Source organism: Paenibacillus pectinilyticus, assembly GCF_001700435.1.
GTDB classification, from domain to species: Bacteria; Bacillota; Bacilli; order Paenibacillales; family NBRC-103111; genus Paenibacillus_E; species Paenibacillus_E pectinilyticus.
In genome coordinates, this window is sequence record NZ_LYPC01000011.1 from 175,113 (window position 1) to 192,244 (window position 17,132).

13 protein-coding genes and 1 pseudogene are annotated in these 17,132 nt (G+C 49.2%); 5 read left to right on the plus strand and 9 right to left on the minus strand.

Going from position 1 to position 17,132, the window contains the following annotated elements:
• Positions 1-70 precede the first annotated feature (70 nt).
• Positions 71-1,513 carry an amidase family protein gene (locus A8709_RS04595; protein ID WP_065851008.1) on the minus strand — a complete coding sequence of 481 codons (1,443 nt, stop codon included), beginning with the start codon at positions 1,511-1,513 and terminating at the stop codon, positions 71-73.
• A 176-nt stretch (positions 1,514-1,689) separates the two neighbouring features.
• On the opposite strand from A8709_RS04595, the gene A8709_RS04600 reads away from it, so the two are divergent.
• Positions 1,690-2,631, plus strand: a complete 942-nt coding sequence (locus tag A8709_RS04600; protein WP_065851009.1) for a helix-turn-helix transcriptional regulator — start codon at positions 1,690-1,692, stop codon at positions 2,629-2,631.
• 88 nt (positions 2,632-2,719) lie between these two features.
• Here A8709_RS04600 and A8709_RS04605 read toward each other — a convergent pair whose 3' ends face one another.
• Positions 2,720-4,672: an S-layer homology domain-containing protein gene (locus tag A8709_RS04605; protein WP_084224670.1), complete on the minus strand. Its 1,953-nt coding sequence runs from the start codon at positions 4,670-4,672 to the stop codon at positions 2,720-2,722.
• A 455-nt stretch (positions 4,673-5,127) separates the two neighbouring features.
• Here A8709_RS04605 and A8709_RS04610 point away from each other — a divergent pair, with 455 nt between their 5' ends.
• Complete coding sequence (locus A8709_RS04610) at positions 5,128-5,646, plus strand: DinB family protein (protein WP_341833412.1); 519 nt, start codon at positions 5,128-5,130, stop codon at positions 5,644-5,646.
• A gap of 276 nt (positions 5,647-5,922) precedes the next feature.
• Here A8709_RS04610 and rpiA read toward each other — a convergent pair.
• Positions 5,923-6,573, minus strand: a pseudogene (gene rpiA / locus A8709_RS04615) (ribose-5-phosphate isomerase RpiA); the annotation flags it as partial.
• Between the two features lie 160 nt (positions 6,574-6,733).
• On the opposite strand from rpiA, the gene A8709_RS04620 reads away from it, so the two are divergent.
• A complete protein-coding gene (locus tag A8709_RS04620) occupies positions 6,734-7,582 on the plus strand; it encodes an SDR family oxidoreductase (protein ID WP_065851012.1) in 849 nt (282 codons plus the stop codon).
• 924 nt (positions 7,583-8,506) lie between these two features.
• On the opposite strand, the gene A8709_RS04625 is transcribed toward A8709_RS04620, so the two are convergent.
• The 3 genes from A8709_RS04625 to A8709_RS04635 all read right to left on the minus strand — a co-directional run bounded on the left by A8709_RS04625 (position 8,507) and on the right by A8709_RS04635 (position 11,263).
• Positions 8,507-9,124 carry a TVP38/TMEM64 family protein gene (locus A8709_RS04625; protein ID WP_425262307.1) on the minus strand — a complete coding sequence of 206 codons (618 nt, stop codon included), beginning with the start codon at positions 9,122-9,124 and terminating at the stop codon, positions 8,507-8,509.
• A 119-nt stretch (positions 9,125-9,243) separates the two neighbouring features.
• Positions 9,244-9,897: a glycosyltransferase gene (locus A8709_RS04630; protein WP_065851013.1), complete on the minus strand. Its 654-nt coding sequence runs from the start codon at positions 9,895-9,897 to the stop codon at positions 9,244-9,246.
• A 142-nt stretch (positions 9,898-10,039) separates the two neighbouring features.
• Complete coding sequence (locus A8709_RS04635; RefSeq protein ID WP_208607639.1) at positions 10,040-11,263, minus strand: MFS transporter; 1,224 nt, start codon at positions 11,261-11,263, stop codon at positions 10,040-10,042.
• Between the two features lie 132 nt (positions 11,264-11,395).
• Here A8709_RS04635 and A8709_RS04640 point away from each other — a divergent pair, with 132 nt between their 5' ends.
• Positions 11,396-12,286, plus strand: coding sequence for a LysR family transcriptional regulator (locus A8709_RS04640; protein WP_065851015.1), 891 nt, complete (start codon positions 11,396-11,398; stop codon positions 12,284-12,286).
• Between the two features lie 153 nt (positions 12,287-12,439).
• A complete protein-coding gene (locus A8709_RS04645) occupies positions 12,440-13,189 on the plus strand; it encodes a C1 family peptidase (protein ID WP_084224671.1) in 750 nt (249 codons plus the stop codon).
• Positions 13,190-13,342: 153 nt separating this feature from the next.
• Here the strand turns inward: A8709_RS04645 and A8709_RS04650 are convergent, their stop codons facing one another.
• The 3 genes from A8709_RS04650 to A8709_RS04660 form a co-directional block, all read right to left on the minus strand.
• Complete coding sequence (locus tag A8709_RS04650; protein ID WP_065851016.1) at positions 13,343-13,972, minus strand: LysE family translocator; 630 nt, start codon at positions 13,970-13,972, stop codon at positions 13,343-13,345.
• A gap of 19 nt (positions 13,973-13,991) precedes the next feature.
• Positions 13,992-14,906 (minus strand): Rossmann-fold NAD(P)-binding domain-containing protein, encoded by a 915-nt coding sequence (locus tag A8709_RS04655; RefSeq protein WP_084224672.1) that lies wholly within the window; start codon positions 14,904-14,906, stop codon positions 13,992-13,994.
• Positions 14,907-15,350: 444 nt separating this feature from the next.
• The gene (locus tag A8709_RS04660; RefSeq protein WP_065851253.1) at positions 15,351-17,015 is read right to left on the minus strand and encodes a glycerol-3-phosphate dehydrogenase/oxidase; all 1,665 of its coding nucleotides are present in this window, start codon (positions 17,013-17,015) and stop codon (positions 15,351-15,353) included.
• Positions 17,016-17,132: the final 117 nt, after the last annotated feature.

Below are 17,132 nucleotides of genomic sequence, written 5' to 3' on the forward strand. Positions count from 1 at the left end.
CGCACTTCCCATCATGGAATTGATTTCGGTTTATTATTTCAAATTTTTCCATGGGGTATGCGAGGGATTGTTACATAATTGGCGGTTCGCGGTGCTGGGTGGCCTGCTCAAACGCGTACGCCAGCTTAATGAGCATCGGCTCACTGAACGCACTCGCCGCGAACATGACGCCCCTAGGCCCCTTACTTGTGTAACCTGCGGGTACGATCAATAGGGGATAGCCTGCACGAGCAGCCAGATCATACCCTTCATCCCGAGGGAAGAACAGCGCATCTAACTGATGCTCCTTAAGCGCATGATCGATTCCCTGCGACCTCGTGAGCTCCCTGTACTTGTGTAAACTCGCCAGATACGCCTCCTCTGTGAGCGTTCCGTTCTTATCTGCTGCCCATCTCAGCGTATCTTGCCCATACACCAGCGCCTGCTCGGCATGCGACTCGTTGAAGGCGATCACCTCCTGCAAGGAGTGAACTGGTAAGGATGGATCCAGCTTCTGCAGGTACGCATTGAGATCTCTTTTGAACTCATAGAGCAGCACATTGTAGTCCCACACCGCTTCTTGGCAAGGCAGCATCACGCCATCGATGACAATCGCACCCTCATCACGCAAAACCTGAATAGCTTGCTCAGCAAGCTGTCGTTCTTCCTCGTCCAAATGCTGATAATACCAGCGCGGAATACCTATTCTGGCTTGTTGAAGGCCTTCGCGGTCAAGAAATGGCGTATAATCTCGATGTCCCTGGCCATCGCTGGCCTGACTATGCGCATCCTGAGCATCTACACCCGTCATCGCACCTAATAGCACAGCCGTATCACTTACTGAGCGCGTCATCGGACCTGGTGTATCTTGGGAGCTAGAAAGCGGGATAATGCCTGAACGGCTTAGCAATCCGATCGTCGGCTTCAGACCCACTAAGCTATTGTGACCCGCTGGATTGACGATCGACCCTGACGTCTCGGTGCCAATTGCTCCCGCCGCAAAACCCGCTGCAACCGCCGCACCAGAACCCGAGCTGGAACCGCCCACTTCAAACACACCGGGCCCATAAGGGTTCACCACCTGCCCGCCTCTTGAGCTATAGCCTGACGGCATCGCCACGGCCATGAAATTGGCCCATTCCGTCATATTGGCTTTGCCAAGCAGCACGGCTCCAGCCTCACGCAGCTTCGCAGCTATATAAGCATCCTCGGTCGCCACGTGCTCCGCTAAACAAACCGAACCCGCACTTGTGTGCATCCGATCGGCCGTCTGTATATTGTCTTTGAGCAAAATAGGAATCCCATGCAGAGGCCCGCGACTCCCTCCAGTCTGGCGCTCCCGATCTAGCGCTTCTGCAATCTCCAATGCATCTGGATTTAGCTCTAGTACCGCATGAATCGTGGGATTATAAGCTGCAATCCGCTGGGTATAATAGGTAACCAAGTCGACCGAACTGAGTTCCTGACGTTCCATTGCTTGTTGAAGAGAGAGCACATCCGCTTCTGCCAACCATTCTTCTGAACGTAATGTCACCTTGCACCGCCACCCTTCCATCATTCATGCTACACTTATTCCCTAGACTTGCGGTTATACCTTCTAGCAGATGGCGTTTCCCACTAACCTGCTGGCAACGATCGCAGCAAAGGGATTTCCTTCTCTGAAATCGAATAGATAAGAGAACATTATTGGATTAATGAGGTGCTTCTTTTTTGAAAATAGATCGTTTACTGGCCATCACCATGCTGCTGCTGAATCGTCGACGCATAAGCGCAAAGGAGCTCTCCGAGCGATTCGAGGTGTCCATGCGCACCATATATCGGGACGTAGAAGCTATTAACCAAGCTGGTATTCCCGTCGTTTCCTACGCGGGTCTGAGCGGTGGCTATGAAATCATGGACCAATATCGGCTCGACCGTCAGTTCTTGTCCTTGGAGGAGCTCCAGTCCATCATCATCGGCCTCAAGGGCATTCGTGCTACCGTCGGTGAGCAGGAAATCAGCGGGCTGCTGGATAAAGTCGGTGCACTCGTCGCCAAATCAGAGAAGCCTACTGTCGATCATCTCAACAACCAACTGATCATTGATATCAATCCATGGCGCAGCGGCCATCAGAATCAAGAGCAGCTTACGGTGCTTCGCACAGCGGTTCGTGAGACCAAGCTGGTCTCCTTCTCTTACCTCTCCTCGCAGAGCGAATCCTCCACCCGTACGGTCGAGCCTATGGGCATCGTCGTCAAAGGGTTCGGTTGGTATTTGTACGGATACTGCTTGCTGCGCGAGGACTTCCGGGTTTTTCGGTTATCTCGCATGCACGAAATCAACGTGCTGTCACAAACGTTCGAGCGCAAACAAGAAACCATCGAGAAGCTCGATCATCAATGGGGCAAAAGAGACCCTTCTAGTCTCATTCAGCTGGTACTCATCGCTCAGCCCAATGTGCGCGCACAGATTGAGGACTATTTCCGCCCTGAGCAAGTGACTCTGCAGCCTGACGGAACGCTGTTGGTCAAAGCTACGCAACCCGATGAGCCTTGGCTGCACGGTATGTTGCTCGGCTATGGTCCGAACCTCCGAGTTGTCGAGCCTGCGCACGTTGCGGCCGTGATTAAAGAGAAAGCTCAGCAAATTGTTGATCTGTATTCAACTTCATAGCTCAGTAAACTAAAAAACGCTACCCCCGCTGTAAAGCTGGAGAATAGCGTTTTTAAAGCTGCCTACTTCGTCATTCTTCAGGGTCTTCTTAATTCCCGTAGTAGACGCTCTTCGTTACTGTTGTCGTTCCACCAATGCTATTGGTAGCTTTGAATACCAGGTCATTGGCACCTAATTGCAATGTGATCGTCTTGCTAAAATAGGAATAGCCATTGCTGATTTTCACGTTATTTAAATACACAACTGGGAATGAATCGTTAATATCACTTACTGTACCTGAAACATCCAATGAACTCTTCGTCACAGAGTCAGGTAGGTCATTCACTCTTAATACAGGCCCATTCACTTTCAAAGTAACGGTCTTCGTGATCGTTGTTTTCTTGCCTACACTGTTGGTTGCTTCAAAAACAAGGGTATTAGCCCCTTCTTTTAAGGTAATCGTTTTAGAAAAATAAGAGTACCCATTGCTGATTTTTTCATTATTCAGTCTGACAATGGGATTCGAATCATTCTTATCAGATACCGTACCTGAAACACTCAACGATTGATTGGTTACAACCTCGGGTAGATCATCAATTTTTAATGCGGGACCGCCCGCCGTCCATGTAATTCTCTTCGTAATCGTGGTTACTTTACCAAGCTTATTTATCGCTTTAAATACGAGTATATTCTCTCCTTCTTGAAGGTCAACCGTCTTAGAGAAGTAAGAATATCCATTGCTGATTTTCACATTATTTAATTGAACTATAGGTTGGTCATCATTCTTATCTTGCACAGTACCTGAAACAGAAACCGTACTAAGACTCGTTGTATCTGGAATATCATCTATTTTCAGGGACGGACCATTATCGGAGTATGTAATTTGTTTGGTAATCGTCGTCGTTTTGCCATTGCTGTTGGTTGCTTTAAACACTAATGTGTTCTCGCCTTCCACTAGGTTGGCAGTCGCTGAAAAATAACTATATCCGGTACTAATTTTCTTATCATTCAAATAAACCGTTGGAGTTCGTCCATTTTCGTCTTGTACCGATCCTGAAACACTAACCGTATTTATGTCCGTAGTATCTGGCAAGTCATCAACGGTTAAAGTCGGCCCCGGCATCTCAAATTTAATTTTCTTAGTTATGGAATTAGACTTCCCATTCGACCACTTCGCTGTAATTACAATATTGTAAGTGCCTTCTTTATCTAGTTTGAAACCTTCTCTGAATTGCCCATTTTCATCTACCTGTGCTTCTTCATCATTAATCATGACTTTTGCATTTTTATCCGTCTGGCCGGATACATAATAGGTGCCATCCGTTGTGTTAACGGGCACGCTTGCTTTGAGCGTAGGGCCATTGGTTTGATCACCAGAGGATGACTTGATACAACGATACAGGAGTGAAGCCACTTCCGCTCTCGTAATTGGCTGCTCAGGGCGGAACGTGCCATCATCGTAACCATTAATGAGACTTTTCTCTGTAGCAATAGCTACATAATCTCTCAGATTGTATGAGATCTGATCAATATCCCTAAATTTATAGGACAAGATATCGGGATCCTGCAAATCCTTTTGTGTAAACCCTAGTACCTTAACTAAAGCTACCGCCACATCTTCTCTAGTCGCATTTGTATCAGGGCTGAAAAAGGCTTTCCCTTTGGGAGGGTAATATCCCGTTAAGTAGTCTTTGGCCGCTTCAACGTATTTATAGGACCACAGATCAGACTGGACATCAGCAAAAGTCGCTGCGGTCTGTGAAGGTAAATCCAAGTAAAATGAGGTTGCAATTAGCTTGGCAAACTCTTGTCTTGTAATCGGATTGGCTGGTTTAAATGATTTATCATCATAACCATTGATGAATCCCCGCTTATTCATATCAGATATGGCTTGATACGCCCAGTGATCTGAACTAAGATCAATAAACGTAATATTTTGATTAATAACCCCACCATCAACAGCTTGGTTTTGCAAGACAGTATTATCCGCTAAAGCAACATAAGTAGGACATAAGGCCACTATAAAAGTTAGTAGAAATAAGAACATTTTTCTTTTAATCATGTTTATTCGCAACTCCTTGTTTGTATTATAAACGCAACACACAGTCCGAAAAGGCCTGTTAGGAAGGCTCCGTGAAGAATTCACTATTTTATTCAAATAAAGTTAATTGACGTCAAATCCGACGCCCTATTTGTGATCCCCTCTCTTTTTTATCCAAGGTAAACTATTCCAATAATAGCTGATATCTCCCTGTTTGTCATAGGAAATTTTGCCTATATAGACCAAGTAAGCCAATAATCTGTTGAAATATGTAAAAAATATTGTTCCAAGCAACTCTCGTAGATTAAAATCATAATAAAAGATAACGAGAGAAAATATGTTGATCCGTATTCGAATCACTGACAAACTGTTGTCAGTGATGTTTGTCTATAATGAGCGAATAAGGCTGCGAAAGAGACAGCAGGACTACTTTTACACATCGCATGCTCACTGCGCCAGTTTTCTGGCGAAAAACCTTGAGGAGGACCACCCCCATGTTTAGAACGATTGCGGATTTTGTAACCGAATACACGAATGAATCCAAAACCACTCAGCGCGTGATGGATACCCTGACAGATGCTTCACTCGCCCAAAAAATCACGCCCGAGCTCCGCTCGCTTGGCCAACTCGGCTGGCATATCGGCACGACGATCCACGAAATGATTTCGCGTACAGGCCTCGAATTTGCAGCTCCTGAAGGCGAGGAACATGCTCCCGCTTCCGCTTTAACGATCGCAGACACCTACCGCACCTCCGCTGCGGCCGCTATCGACGCAATTCAGTCACAGTGGACTGACGCGAAGCTGTCTGAAAGCAGCGACATGTACGGTGAACAATGGCTCAACGGGCTTACACTGCGGATCTTCCTATCCCATGAGATTCACCACCGGGGTGAAATGATCGTCTTGATGCGACAAGCAGGGCTGCGCGTTCCAGATATTTACGGTCCGACACGGGAAGATTGGATCGAGCGCGGGATGGAGCCGTTGGTGTAGGCTAACTCAACTGCTTTTTAGCAAAAAGAGTCGTTCAGCAAGTAATGATTACTTGTTAAACGGCTCTTTTGTCACGTAGTAAAGGGAGACTAGCCTGTGTATCAAAGTCTAATCAAATCTAATCTCCATGAGCTGATATCCTCAAATCAATTCGTCTCCGGTAATACCAAGATCAATTCCATCGTGATGATCAGAATCCGGCTTTATTTTTGAGAGAAGCATTTTCAAATGAGCTCGCAACTCTTCATTCGACTCTTGCTTTTTCGCAGGCCTCACCACCGAACCATTCTTATACCCAACGATGACCTGACTCGCCATCCCGATAAAAAGCCCATTCTCCACCACACCTGGAATCCCGTTGATCGCTTGGTGAAGCTCCGCTGGGTTCGAAATGCTCTTGAAATGGCAATCGACGATATAATTTCCATTGTCTGTTACATACGGGTTACCTTCGGAAACCCTGACTTTGGGCTCACAGCCTAGCGCACGCAACTTGTTGACCGTCAGTTCATAGCCAAACTTCACAACCTCTACAGGTAGAGGGAAGGCACCAAGTCGTTGTACGATTTTACTCTCATCCACGACAATGATTAGCTTTTTACTCGAATATGCCACGATTTTCTCTCGCAGCAGCGCGCCTCCGCCACCTTTAATGAGGTGCCAAGCTTGATCAACTTCGTCTGCGCCATCTATCGTGACATCAATTTCTGAGATATCTGCAAAAGGAATAAGCGGAATTCCCAGCTCCTTTGCTAGGTTTTCCGAGACTACCGATGTGGCAACTGCCTGGATGCGCAGGCCATTTTGTACCCGTGCCCCAATCCCCTGTATCGCCCAATAGGCCGTCGACCCTGTGCCCAAACCGACAATCATCCCATCTTGGATAGCATCTATCGCTAATTCTGCTGCAGCTTTTTTGGCTTCCATCTGCACTCGCTCCTCACTTTCACAACTCGTAACCTGCTGAACTACTCTTCTCTCTATTTTACCACATTTAGAAAAATCGGCAGAATCCCACGCACGCATAGGAATGTATGCGAAGATTCACCCCTTCCGCTATACTGGAAATAAAAGGAGGCATTCCGCTATGCAAAATCAAACAGTTCTCGTTACCGGGGCCAACTCGGGTATGGGCCTTGCCACCACGGTGGCTCTGGCAAAAGAAGGCGCCCATGTCGTCATGCTCTGCCGCAGCCGGGAGCGCGGCGAGCAGGCGCTCGTAGAAGCGCGCCATCAAAGCAGCTCCGAACGCATCGAGCTCATGCTGTGCGACCTCGCATCGTTAGCGAGCATTCGGGCTTTTGCTGCGGCGTTTCTGGCTAAGCACAACGTGCTTGATGTGCTCGTGAACAACGCCGGTGTCGTCACCTTGAAGAGGCGGACTACAGCAGATGGCTTCGAGAGCATGATGGGTGTTAACCATCTCGGCCATTTCCTGCTGACCCAGCTTCTGCTGGATGCTGTGATCCGCGCTCCGCAGGGGCGGATCGTTAATGTTTCCTCAGGCGCCCACAAAATCGGGCGCATCGACTGGGCGAACCCTCACCTGCAGCGAGGGTTCCGGGTCTGGAACGGATACGCCCAGTCGAAGCTGGCGAATATCCTGTTCACGCGCGAGCTCGCGAAGCGGCTCGCGGGCACTTCAGCCACGGCCAACTCGCTCCACCCTGGAGCCGTGGGCACGAACATCGGTGTCGATCGCGACACCGGCTTTGGCAAGGCCGTCCTCGCGATGGTGCGGCCGTTTTTCTTGACGCCGGCGCAGGGCGCGGATACGGCGGTGTACTTGGCCACGAGCCCGGACGTTAGGACGGTCAGCGGCGAGTACTACTACAGGCGGAAAATTGCGCCTGTGTCCGCCAGAGCAAAGGACGAGGCGCTGGCTCGTCAGCTCTGGGCTTGGAGCGAGGAGCAAGTTGGGCTACCTTCGAAGTAAGGTAAGGATCTTTTCTGGGTTAGAGGTGAAGATACGAGCTGCGGGGGCCCAGCTAGAGCACGATATGCTCGAAGCTATTAATGACCCAAAGCCAGATGTGCGTACACGGCAATATGCATAAGCTCCATTGGACAAATACAGCAGATTTCAAAAAAACAGACCAAAATCACCAGCTACATTGGATTTATCCATTCGAATGACCCGCAATCGGTCAAAAAGAGCGTAAAATGATAAATCCGACTGGATTTATCCAATCAAAGTCAAATTCTGGCTACTTTTAAGAGCAATACACTGGATTTATCCAATGGGAGCAGTGGGAGGAAGACAGCTGGGTTGGCGCGTGAAGTACGGGTATGGCGGTGGGTAGATGAATAATGGTGCTGGTGTGCTGGCGCTAGTGTTTTCTCACTCGTTTGGTGGCGCTCGTGCTGATACTAGTGTTGGGGTTGCGGTTGGTACTGGAGTTGGCGTTTTGGTGCTGGGGTTGGGGTCGGGTTCGGGGTCGGGTTCGGGGTCGGGTTGGGGTTGGGGTCGGGTTGGGCATGATACTAGTGTTGCGCTTCATCTCACCCAACCTAAATGGATTTCCTACATCTATTTCCCCCATTTATGCCCTTTTCGCTAATCTAGATGGAAAACCTCCATCTAATATCCCCGGATTTCCAATTTCAGGTCCAAAAGCACGAAATTAGCTGTACATTTTCCAGTTATTTGTCCCTACTTCGAATTTCCCGCAATTTTAACTACATGAAATCCAGTTATTTCACCACATCTACTCACTTCGTGCCCATAGAGAAGCGATGCCCCTTCATTTTACCTACAATATTAAAATAAAATGACCCCAACCCTAGCTATGGCTTCGCTACCTACACAAAAATAGGTACGTCCAGCGCTAGAGGCGGGGTCATCGTCTAATCTCACATCTCACATAAACCGTTTTTCCACTCGTTTGCTAATCACCAGCGAAATAGCAATGAATAAGGCTACATACAGAAGTTCATAAGGTTTGTCCACGAACCGCTTTAGGTCGTAACCTATGAAGCTCACGGACATGACCATCACTGCTTTTCCCGCCGCAACCGCCACTAAGAAGGAGCGGAAACGCATCCGTACCAGCCCTGCCGCCATATTGATGACGACAAAGGGGCCAAGCGGGAACAGACTTAGTATAAACACATAATTGAAAGCTTGACGACGAGCCCAGTTGAGGCTTTTTTGCACGTTAGGCTTCTGCGACCAGCGTACGAGATAAGGGTGGGCAGCCACCTTTTTCACAATCGCAAACGTGACCAAACAACCGCACACGATGCCAATCCAAGAGTAGAGAAAACCGAGCCACAGTCCATACACAGCCGCATTCACGCTGATAATCACCATGGTCGGGAGCGGTGGAATGAATGATTTCAGGAAAGGGAGCAGCAGCCCCGGCAACGGACCGAGAGAACGATACTTGTCCAGCAGCAGCATGAGATTCGCTTCAGTAAAATAAGATAAGAGCTCTTTGATATCCATATGGTCTGAAAAGCCGACAACGTTCGGCATTTTCTCTCCTCTCGTTCATATGGCACGATTATAGCACGCCCGCACGGTTCCGCGCACCGTTACCGTAACGCAAAGAAGCTGACACCCGACGAATCAGGTATCAGCTTACATTTTTCCGTTCATTTAAACTTATCAGGAAACTGCTTGATAATCCCATCAGCCAGCATATCCGCATACATGATCATATGGTCCTCATTTTTATCATAGGCGAGGATATCGGCCTTCCAATCCTTTTTAAGTCTCGCAACGACTTGGTCGGTAACCAGCTGTAAGTGTGTGTACAGCATGTCCTGCTGGGATTTCATTGACCAATTCGGATTCGCCCCGCTTAGAAACTTAGAGATGTCGTCCGCGTTCCGGTGCCATTCTTTATTATATTTGGCTAAATCGGCTTGATTACCGCTCTTGGCCGCGTCGATGACACTTCCTGCGAGAAGGATATGTTCTCTTAAAAGGTCAGCCAGCTTATTACCCGCGGCCTCGCCATAAAAAGGCTTGATCGCGTTCCCAATATCCTGCTGGTTTTGCAGCAGTCTAGCCAACACGTCCTTCTGATCCTCCAATCCTGCAAGGGCACTGACAATGTAGCTTCTCGTCCAAAGCACATGGTCCATCCATAGCTTTCTTAGATCATTCTGAAGCTTGACCTTAGAAGGCGACCAGCACGCCGCGATACCAGGCTCTTTGCCAGCAGCATGGGCCTGCGTCGGCATCCAAGCGGTTGACACAACCATCGTAACAAGTAACGTGAATAGTAGAAATCTGCGTTTCATGAATGTATCTTCTCCTCTGTAAGCATTTCTGCATTTCTCGAACATGGTTATTGTGAACTAATCCCTTTTATTTATGCCATATCGTGTAAGCAAAAAGAGCCCCTCAGCACCCGCTGAGAGACTCTCCATCTAACAGTTATTTTTAGACCAACTTCGCATTCTGCTTAGGAACCGCCAGCTTCGCGCGCGGGCGATGGTGCAGCACATAGTAGAGCGCTGCGGATAGCAAGGGAACAAGCCCTGCAACCACATACATCATCCGATAATCGGCTACGGACGCGATGAATCCCATCACATACGACCCAATGCCATACCCTAGGTCAAATAATAGGAAAAACGTCCCCGTTGCACTCCCTCTGCGGTGTTCAGGGGCCAGCTTCATCGCTAAAGCCTGAAAACAAGGCAGCAGCGCCCCATAACCAAGTCCCATAATGACACCTGCCACCAAAACCATCGTCCCGGAGTTCGCCTGACTTAATAGCAGCATCCCCACCGCGAACAACACGATCCCTGGATAGTACAGAAAATGCTCGTTATACGTGTCGAAAACTTTCCCAATCAGCGGGCGGAATGCCACGATCATCAGCGCAAATACAACAAAGAACGTACCTGCAACCTGTGTTTGATGAATTTCAATCGTAAATGAGGAGATAAATCCAGATAATGAGCTATAGGCAAAAGCCAAAATAAAGCCGACCACTGAAATTGGCAACGCCTTAAGCTCGATAAAATCACTCCAACGCAGACGTTGTTTCACGTGTTTCACAGGCGCGACCGGCTGCACGACTTCCTGTGTAGTCTTAGGCACACGCATACCCAATGTGAATAGTAACGAGAGGGCCGCAATCACACAAATGGCCGCTAACAAGACATGAATGTTCTTATCCCTCCATAAAAAGAGACCCATCGCCGGCCCAATAACCATTCCTACGCTCATGAACATGCTGAAGTAGCCCATGCCTGTTCCTTGACGTGAATTCGGTACGAGTGACGATGCAATCGTGCTCGTCGCCGTCGACGCAATGGCATAGCTCATGCCGTGAATGAGACGAATCACTAGAAATAGGAACATTCCCTTCGCACTGAAATAGCTAAGGCAAGCCAATAAGAAAATGACCATTCCAATGATGGCCATTTTCTTTTTCCCATAACGATCCACCCATTGCCCCGAGAAAGGCCTCACCAACACGCCCCCAATGACATAAATCGTAATCGACAGCCCCATCTGCTGCTGGCTTCCGTGCAGGCTATCCTTCACATAAAGCGGAAATGCGGTAGCAAGTATATAAAAAGTGAGAAACATGAAAAAGCTGCTCATACACACAACGACAAAATTCTTCGTCCAAATTCGTTCCCTCGTCAACATACGGCACTCCATTCTCTACGCCATTTTCTATCTCTACGTTGAACTAGTATAAGAGGGAAAATCAATTAAGTATAATACATATTTCATGATAAAATGATCACATCAAAGCTATAAGTAAAGCGAGGATTCAGCATGGAATTCTTACAGCTTCATTATTTTCAAACTGTCGCACGCCTGGAGCATATGACCCAAGCTGCCAAAGAGCTGAACGTTTCGCAGCCTTCCCTTAGCAACGCCATTCAACGTCTCGAAAAGAGGCTGGGCATCCCGCTATTCGAGCGCCAAGGCCGGCACGTCAAATTAAATGCCTTTGGGAAAACGTATCTGCGCCGCGTCGAACAAGCCTTCCTGGAGCTCAAAGAAGGCGAGCGTGAAATCCAAGATATGGCTGGCCTCGAGCATGGCACCGTCTCTCTTTTCGTCACATTGCCTTATGTACTGCCGAACCTGCTCAAACAATTCCTGACCGTGCATCCGCACGTCAAAGTCATCCAACGCCAATTGGGCTCTGCCCTAGAAATGCGGAATGATCTTGAGAATGCCGAAATCGACTTCTGCATCTCCTCTACACCCGTGACCGGCCCTGATATTGAATGGCTGACCCTTGTCGAAGAGGAGCTTTGTTTGACCGTGCCGAAGGGGCACCGATTTGCCTCCAGAACGAGCATTTCGCTAATTGAAGCTGCTAATGAGCCCTTCATTTCCCTCTCCTCGCGATCGAATTTCCGAGAAATTACCGACGGCTTCTGTCGTCAGGCGGGCTTTGAGCCTCAGATTGCCTTTGAGCTTGAGGAGGTCAGTGCCATTCAAACTTTGGTAGAAATGGGACTCGGTATCACCTTCACCCTGCCTCTCTCCCTAGGCGGTAGAGCTTCCAACCCTGACACTGTGCAGCTGCAAATAACCGAACCGTACTGCCATCGCACCTTCGGGATTGCCTGGAATCGCAAGCATTATCTCTCGCAGGCGGCGATTCATTTCAGAGCGTTTGTGATTGAATTTTTCAAAATGAAATCAAATTGAATCTATCATCATGATAGAATTAGCATCTTAAGACCCCAGCGATCCGCTGCCGGTCTTTTTATATTTTTATCTCTACTAACAGCTTATCCTCATTGGCCGTTACCGCTTGTACCACAGATTCATATAGTAGTAGAAAAAAGGAGATGTTGTTCGATGTCTCAAATGATCTATCGATTGAAACAAGATTTAGAAGACCTGCGTGATCTCATTTTCCACCATAACCATACCGATGCAACAACACTACCAGCCAGTGTAGATCTACGTCCGAAACTTTCTCCTGTCGTAGATCAGGGCCAACTGGGAAGCTGTACAGCCAACGCCATTGCTTCAGGTTTAGGCGAATACCTTGAACTACAAGCTGGGAAGCCATTAACCCGATTGAGTCGTCTTTATCTGTACTGGCATGAACGCAGTATGGAAGGAACAGTTAATAATGACTCTGGCGCGTACATCCGGGATGGTATGAAGGTGCTGCAAACGCTGGGCTGTGCTCCGGAAACCGATTATCCGTACGACATTAGTAAATTTACACTGCCACCATCCACCAAAGCTGAAACCGATGCACGCGCGTTTAAAATTAGTGAGTACCATCGCGTGACGGACTTCACTTCGATGCAGGCAGCCCTTGCGGCTGGTAGCCCGGTCGTGTTGGGAATTTCCGTGTATGCCAGCTTTGAATCTGCGGCCGTCGCCGCAACAGGAATGGTTTCTCTTCCTAAGCATGGCGAACAGCTTCTAGGTGGACATGCTGTCCTAGCGGTTGGTTACAAGAAAATCGGGGACGCTTTGTACGCGATTGTTCGCAACTCTTGGGGGACAAGCTGGGGGGATCACGGCTACTTCTATTTGCCTAAAACATTCTTTGATAAAGGCTATGTGTCCGATATGTGGACTGGGAAATAGGTGGGGTGACTATTAGGGAATCACGATTTCTACGCCTGTAGCAATGGGAAATATAAGTACAGGCGCGGAAATACTACATATATGCGGAATTGAGAGAGTCTCAAGCTGCAGGGGGAAAACTACCTTAGAGGAGTCCGTTCGTAACTCCCCTCATTATTGCCTCCGCTCGAAAGCCAATCGTACAGCCAAGCCCGTCAGCACCGTTCCCATCAGCCAACGCTGGATCTGCAGCCATTTCGGACGCGTACCGAACCATCTGGCGATATGACTTGCTGTTAGCACGATCAAGAGATTTACCGTAAAACTCACCGTAATTTGCGTGAGTCCAAGCGTCGCACTTTGCAGGAATAAGGAGCCTTTAGCTGGATCTTCGAACTGAGGCAGCAGTGATACATAGAGTACCGCGGCTTTCGGATTGAGCAGATTCGTCATAAAGCCCATCAGAAATAACTTTTTAGGAGGATCCACCGGGAGATCCCGCGGGGTAAGAACTGATCTGGCGCCAGGCCTAACAGCCTGCCAGGCCAGCCAAAGTAAATAAGCCGCGCCAGCTAGCTTCACAGCATCGAACACGTACGGCGCCGCCATAAATAGCGCAGAAAGCCCTAGCATCGTGGTCACGATGTAAACAAGGAAAGCCAGAACGATACCAAAAAGCGAAATAATCCCTGCTTTTCGCCCTTGCGTAATCGAGCGCGAGATTAAATAGATCATGTTAGGGCCAGGAGAACATACCATGCCTAGTGAGACAAGGGCGAAGGCGAGCAGTGTGGTGAGCGTCATAGTGATGTGCTCCTTTCGGTTATGCGTTTAGCAGGTGTAGTAAAAGGCTTTTCTGGACATGCATGCGATTCTCTGCTTGTTGATAAATGATCGCGTTCTCAGATTCAATAACATCTTCCGCGATTTCGAAGCCCGGATGAATCGGCATATCATGCATGATATAGGGTGAATACCCCTTTAAACTTTCACTATTAATTTGATACGGCATCATGATGTCAATTCGTTTATTTTTCTCTTCTTGGTAATTTGCGTCGTTGTAAAACTCCATATCAATCCACGTATCCGTATAAATAAAATCCGTCCGCTCCATAGCTTCAGGCAACGTTTTCACATTTTCAATGTAACCACTTTGGTAGGCTTCTTCCATAAGACCCCCATCCCAAGATGCCTCATTGATGATCGGTGTGACTAGCAACAGCTTTACGCCTAGCGTCATACAGCCTGCAACCAGTGAATTCACAACGTTATTATGTATGCCAACGTAGGCCAAGGTTACCCCCTCAAAGGTGCCTTTAACTTCATAGATCGTCATTAAATCAGCTAGCGCTTGGCACGGATGATACTTCTCACAGCACCCATTGATCACAGGCACCTGCGAATAGGTGGCTAATTCAAGCAAATCCGCATGCTTTTTGAGCCTCGCCATAATCACATCGCAGTTCCTCGAGGCATAACGAACCTCGTATTTAATTGGTGAGAGACTGAAATTACTAGCATCCCAATCCATATTCACCGCATAGCCGCCCAGTTGATGGATCCCTGACTGAAAGGACAGCGCCGTTCGGGTTGATGATTTCTGAAAAAGCATGAGCAGCCCTTTGCGCTCACCGTGATGGTGGTAGGCATTTGGGTTGTTTTTGATCTCAATACCTCTATGAATGATGGAGAGCAAAGTAGCTTTGTCGAGTTCTTTGAGGGATAGTAGGTGCTGCAAGAATATCACCGCTTTCGTATATTTATGCACTAATATGTATTTTAATACATTTTAGTGTGAGGGGGAGTGGGTTGTCAAGGGAGGGAACGGTAAAAACAGGGCTGCAACGGCCTGTAAGCGAGATATCAAAGCGGCCTTCGTAGGGTTACACAAAATAAAACCGCATCCTATTCTGAGGATACGGTCTTATTGGATTTCGATTACGCTATTTTGAATAAGCATTCTAAGCTTACTTATTTATTCAAAAAGAATGATAGACCGTCACATAAGCCCACCACATGTGCTTTTCAGGCCAAATTAGCTGGATTCATAGCAGGTTTTCCATGAATAAGCACTCCTAGCTTGCTTACCCATTCAGTACAGCTGGCGCTCAAGAGAATAAGCAACTTCAGTTGCCTTATCTTCTTGATGAGCCCAGATCCGAGCTCAACTGTTAGGCTAGGATTAAGCCTCCAGCGGATGCACCGCCTCATGGAGCAGCTGCTCCAGCTCGGCCGCATAAGCCGCTGTTTGCGCTTCGCTCCAGCCGAAGCGCTCCGCCAGGAAGGCCGTCGCCGCAGCCTTCCACTGCCTTGCCCACGCGATGTCGAAGAAGAGTGCGCCCGTCCGGCGGATGAAGAAATCCGCCGGCTTCACGACCATCTCGCGCTCGATCGCGTACACGAGCGCAGCGAGCACCGCGGCAGGCATGCCCCGCCGCTCGGCTTCACCCCGATGCTGTTCCAGCAGCGCGAATACGGTGTCCACGTTGGACCCGTATCGCTGCGCGAGCAGCATCGCCTCTGGCTCGGTCAGCCCCAGCCGCAGGCCTTGGCTGACCTTGCTGCGCAAGAACGGCGCCAGCTGCGCGGAGCCGCCCACATCGCCGCCGGATATCGGCAGCGTACGGGTGCGGCTCGGCGGGAGCGCCGCCGAGACCTTGCCCTCCGCCGCCAGCAGGGCGGCGATCTGGTTCACGACCGACTCCGCCATTTTGCGGTAGCCGGTCAACTTGCCCCCGGCCATCGAAATGAGGCCGGACCCCGACACGAAGATTTCGTCGCGACGCGAAATCTCGGATGGGTCTTTGCCCTCCTGATGGATCAGCGGGCGCAGCCCGGTCCAGCTCGACTCGACGTCAGCCTCGGTCAACCCGAGGGACGGAAACATTTCGTTCGCGGCGTGCAGCACGTAGGCGCGATCGGCCACAGTAATACGGGGATTCGCGATATCCCCTTTGTAGTTCGTGTCCGTCGTGCCGACATAGGTTTTGCCATCGCGCGGAATCGCAAACACCATCCGCCCGTCCGGTGTATCGAAATAGATCGCCTGCCCCAACGGGAACCGGCTCTGATCAAAAACCAAATGAACACCCTTGGTCAAATGCAAGGTTTTGCCCTGCTTGGAGTGGTCCATCTCACGAAGTGTGTCTACCCACGGCCCCGCCGCATTCACGATTTTGCTCGCATACAGCGTGTAGGAGGTTGGTTGATCTTTTAAATCCCCCGCTTCTTCTTTGCCCCCAGCTCCAACCAACTGATCCACAACCCGCACCCCGACCAACGTGCCATCCTTCACGATCAGCTCTTCCACCTTCGCGTAATTCACCGCCAATGCGCCAAGCTCCACCGCTTTTTTCATAACCTCGATCGTTAACCGCGCATCGTCAGTCCGATACTCCACATAGTAGCCGCCGCCCTTGAGATCCTTCTTCCGAAGCAAAGGCTCATGCTGCAACGTCACCGCGGGGTTGAACATCTTGCGTCTTTCCGAGCGCTTAACACCCGCCAAGAAATCGTACACCCGCAAGCCGAGAGATGTGGACAATTTACCGAACGTCCCGCCTTTATAAAAAGGCAGCAGCATCCACTCCGGCGTCGTCACATGCGGTCCATTTTCGTACACAATCGCCCGCTCTTTGCCCACTTCCGCCACAACCTTCACGTCCAGCTGCTTCAGATAGCGTAATCCGCCATGCACCAATTTCGTCGAGCGACTTGACGTCCCCGATGCGAAATCCTGCATCTCAATCAACGCCGTGCGAAGCCCGCGACTCTGCGCGTCCAGGGCAATACCTGCGCCGGTAATCCCGCCGCCGATCACAATCACATCGAAGTGCTGCTGCGCCATCGCCTCAAGCGTCTCTCTCCTTTTTAATCCGTTAAACTCTTTATATTGGTCTTTTGCTGTATGTTGATTTGTCCCTTTATGTTTTTCAGCCTGTTTCTCCACTGTTATCATGCTAAT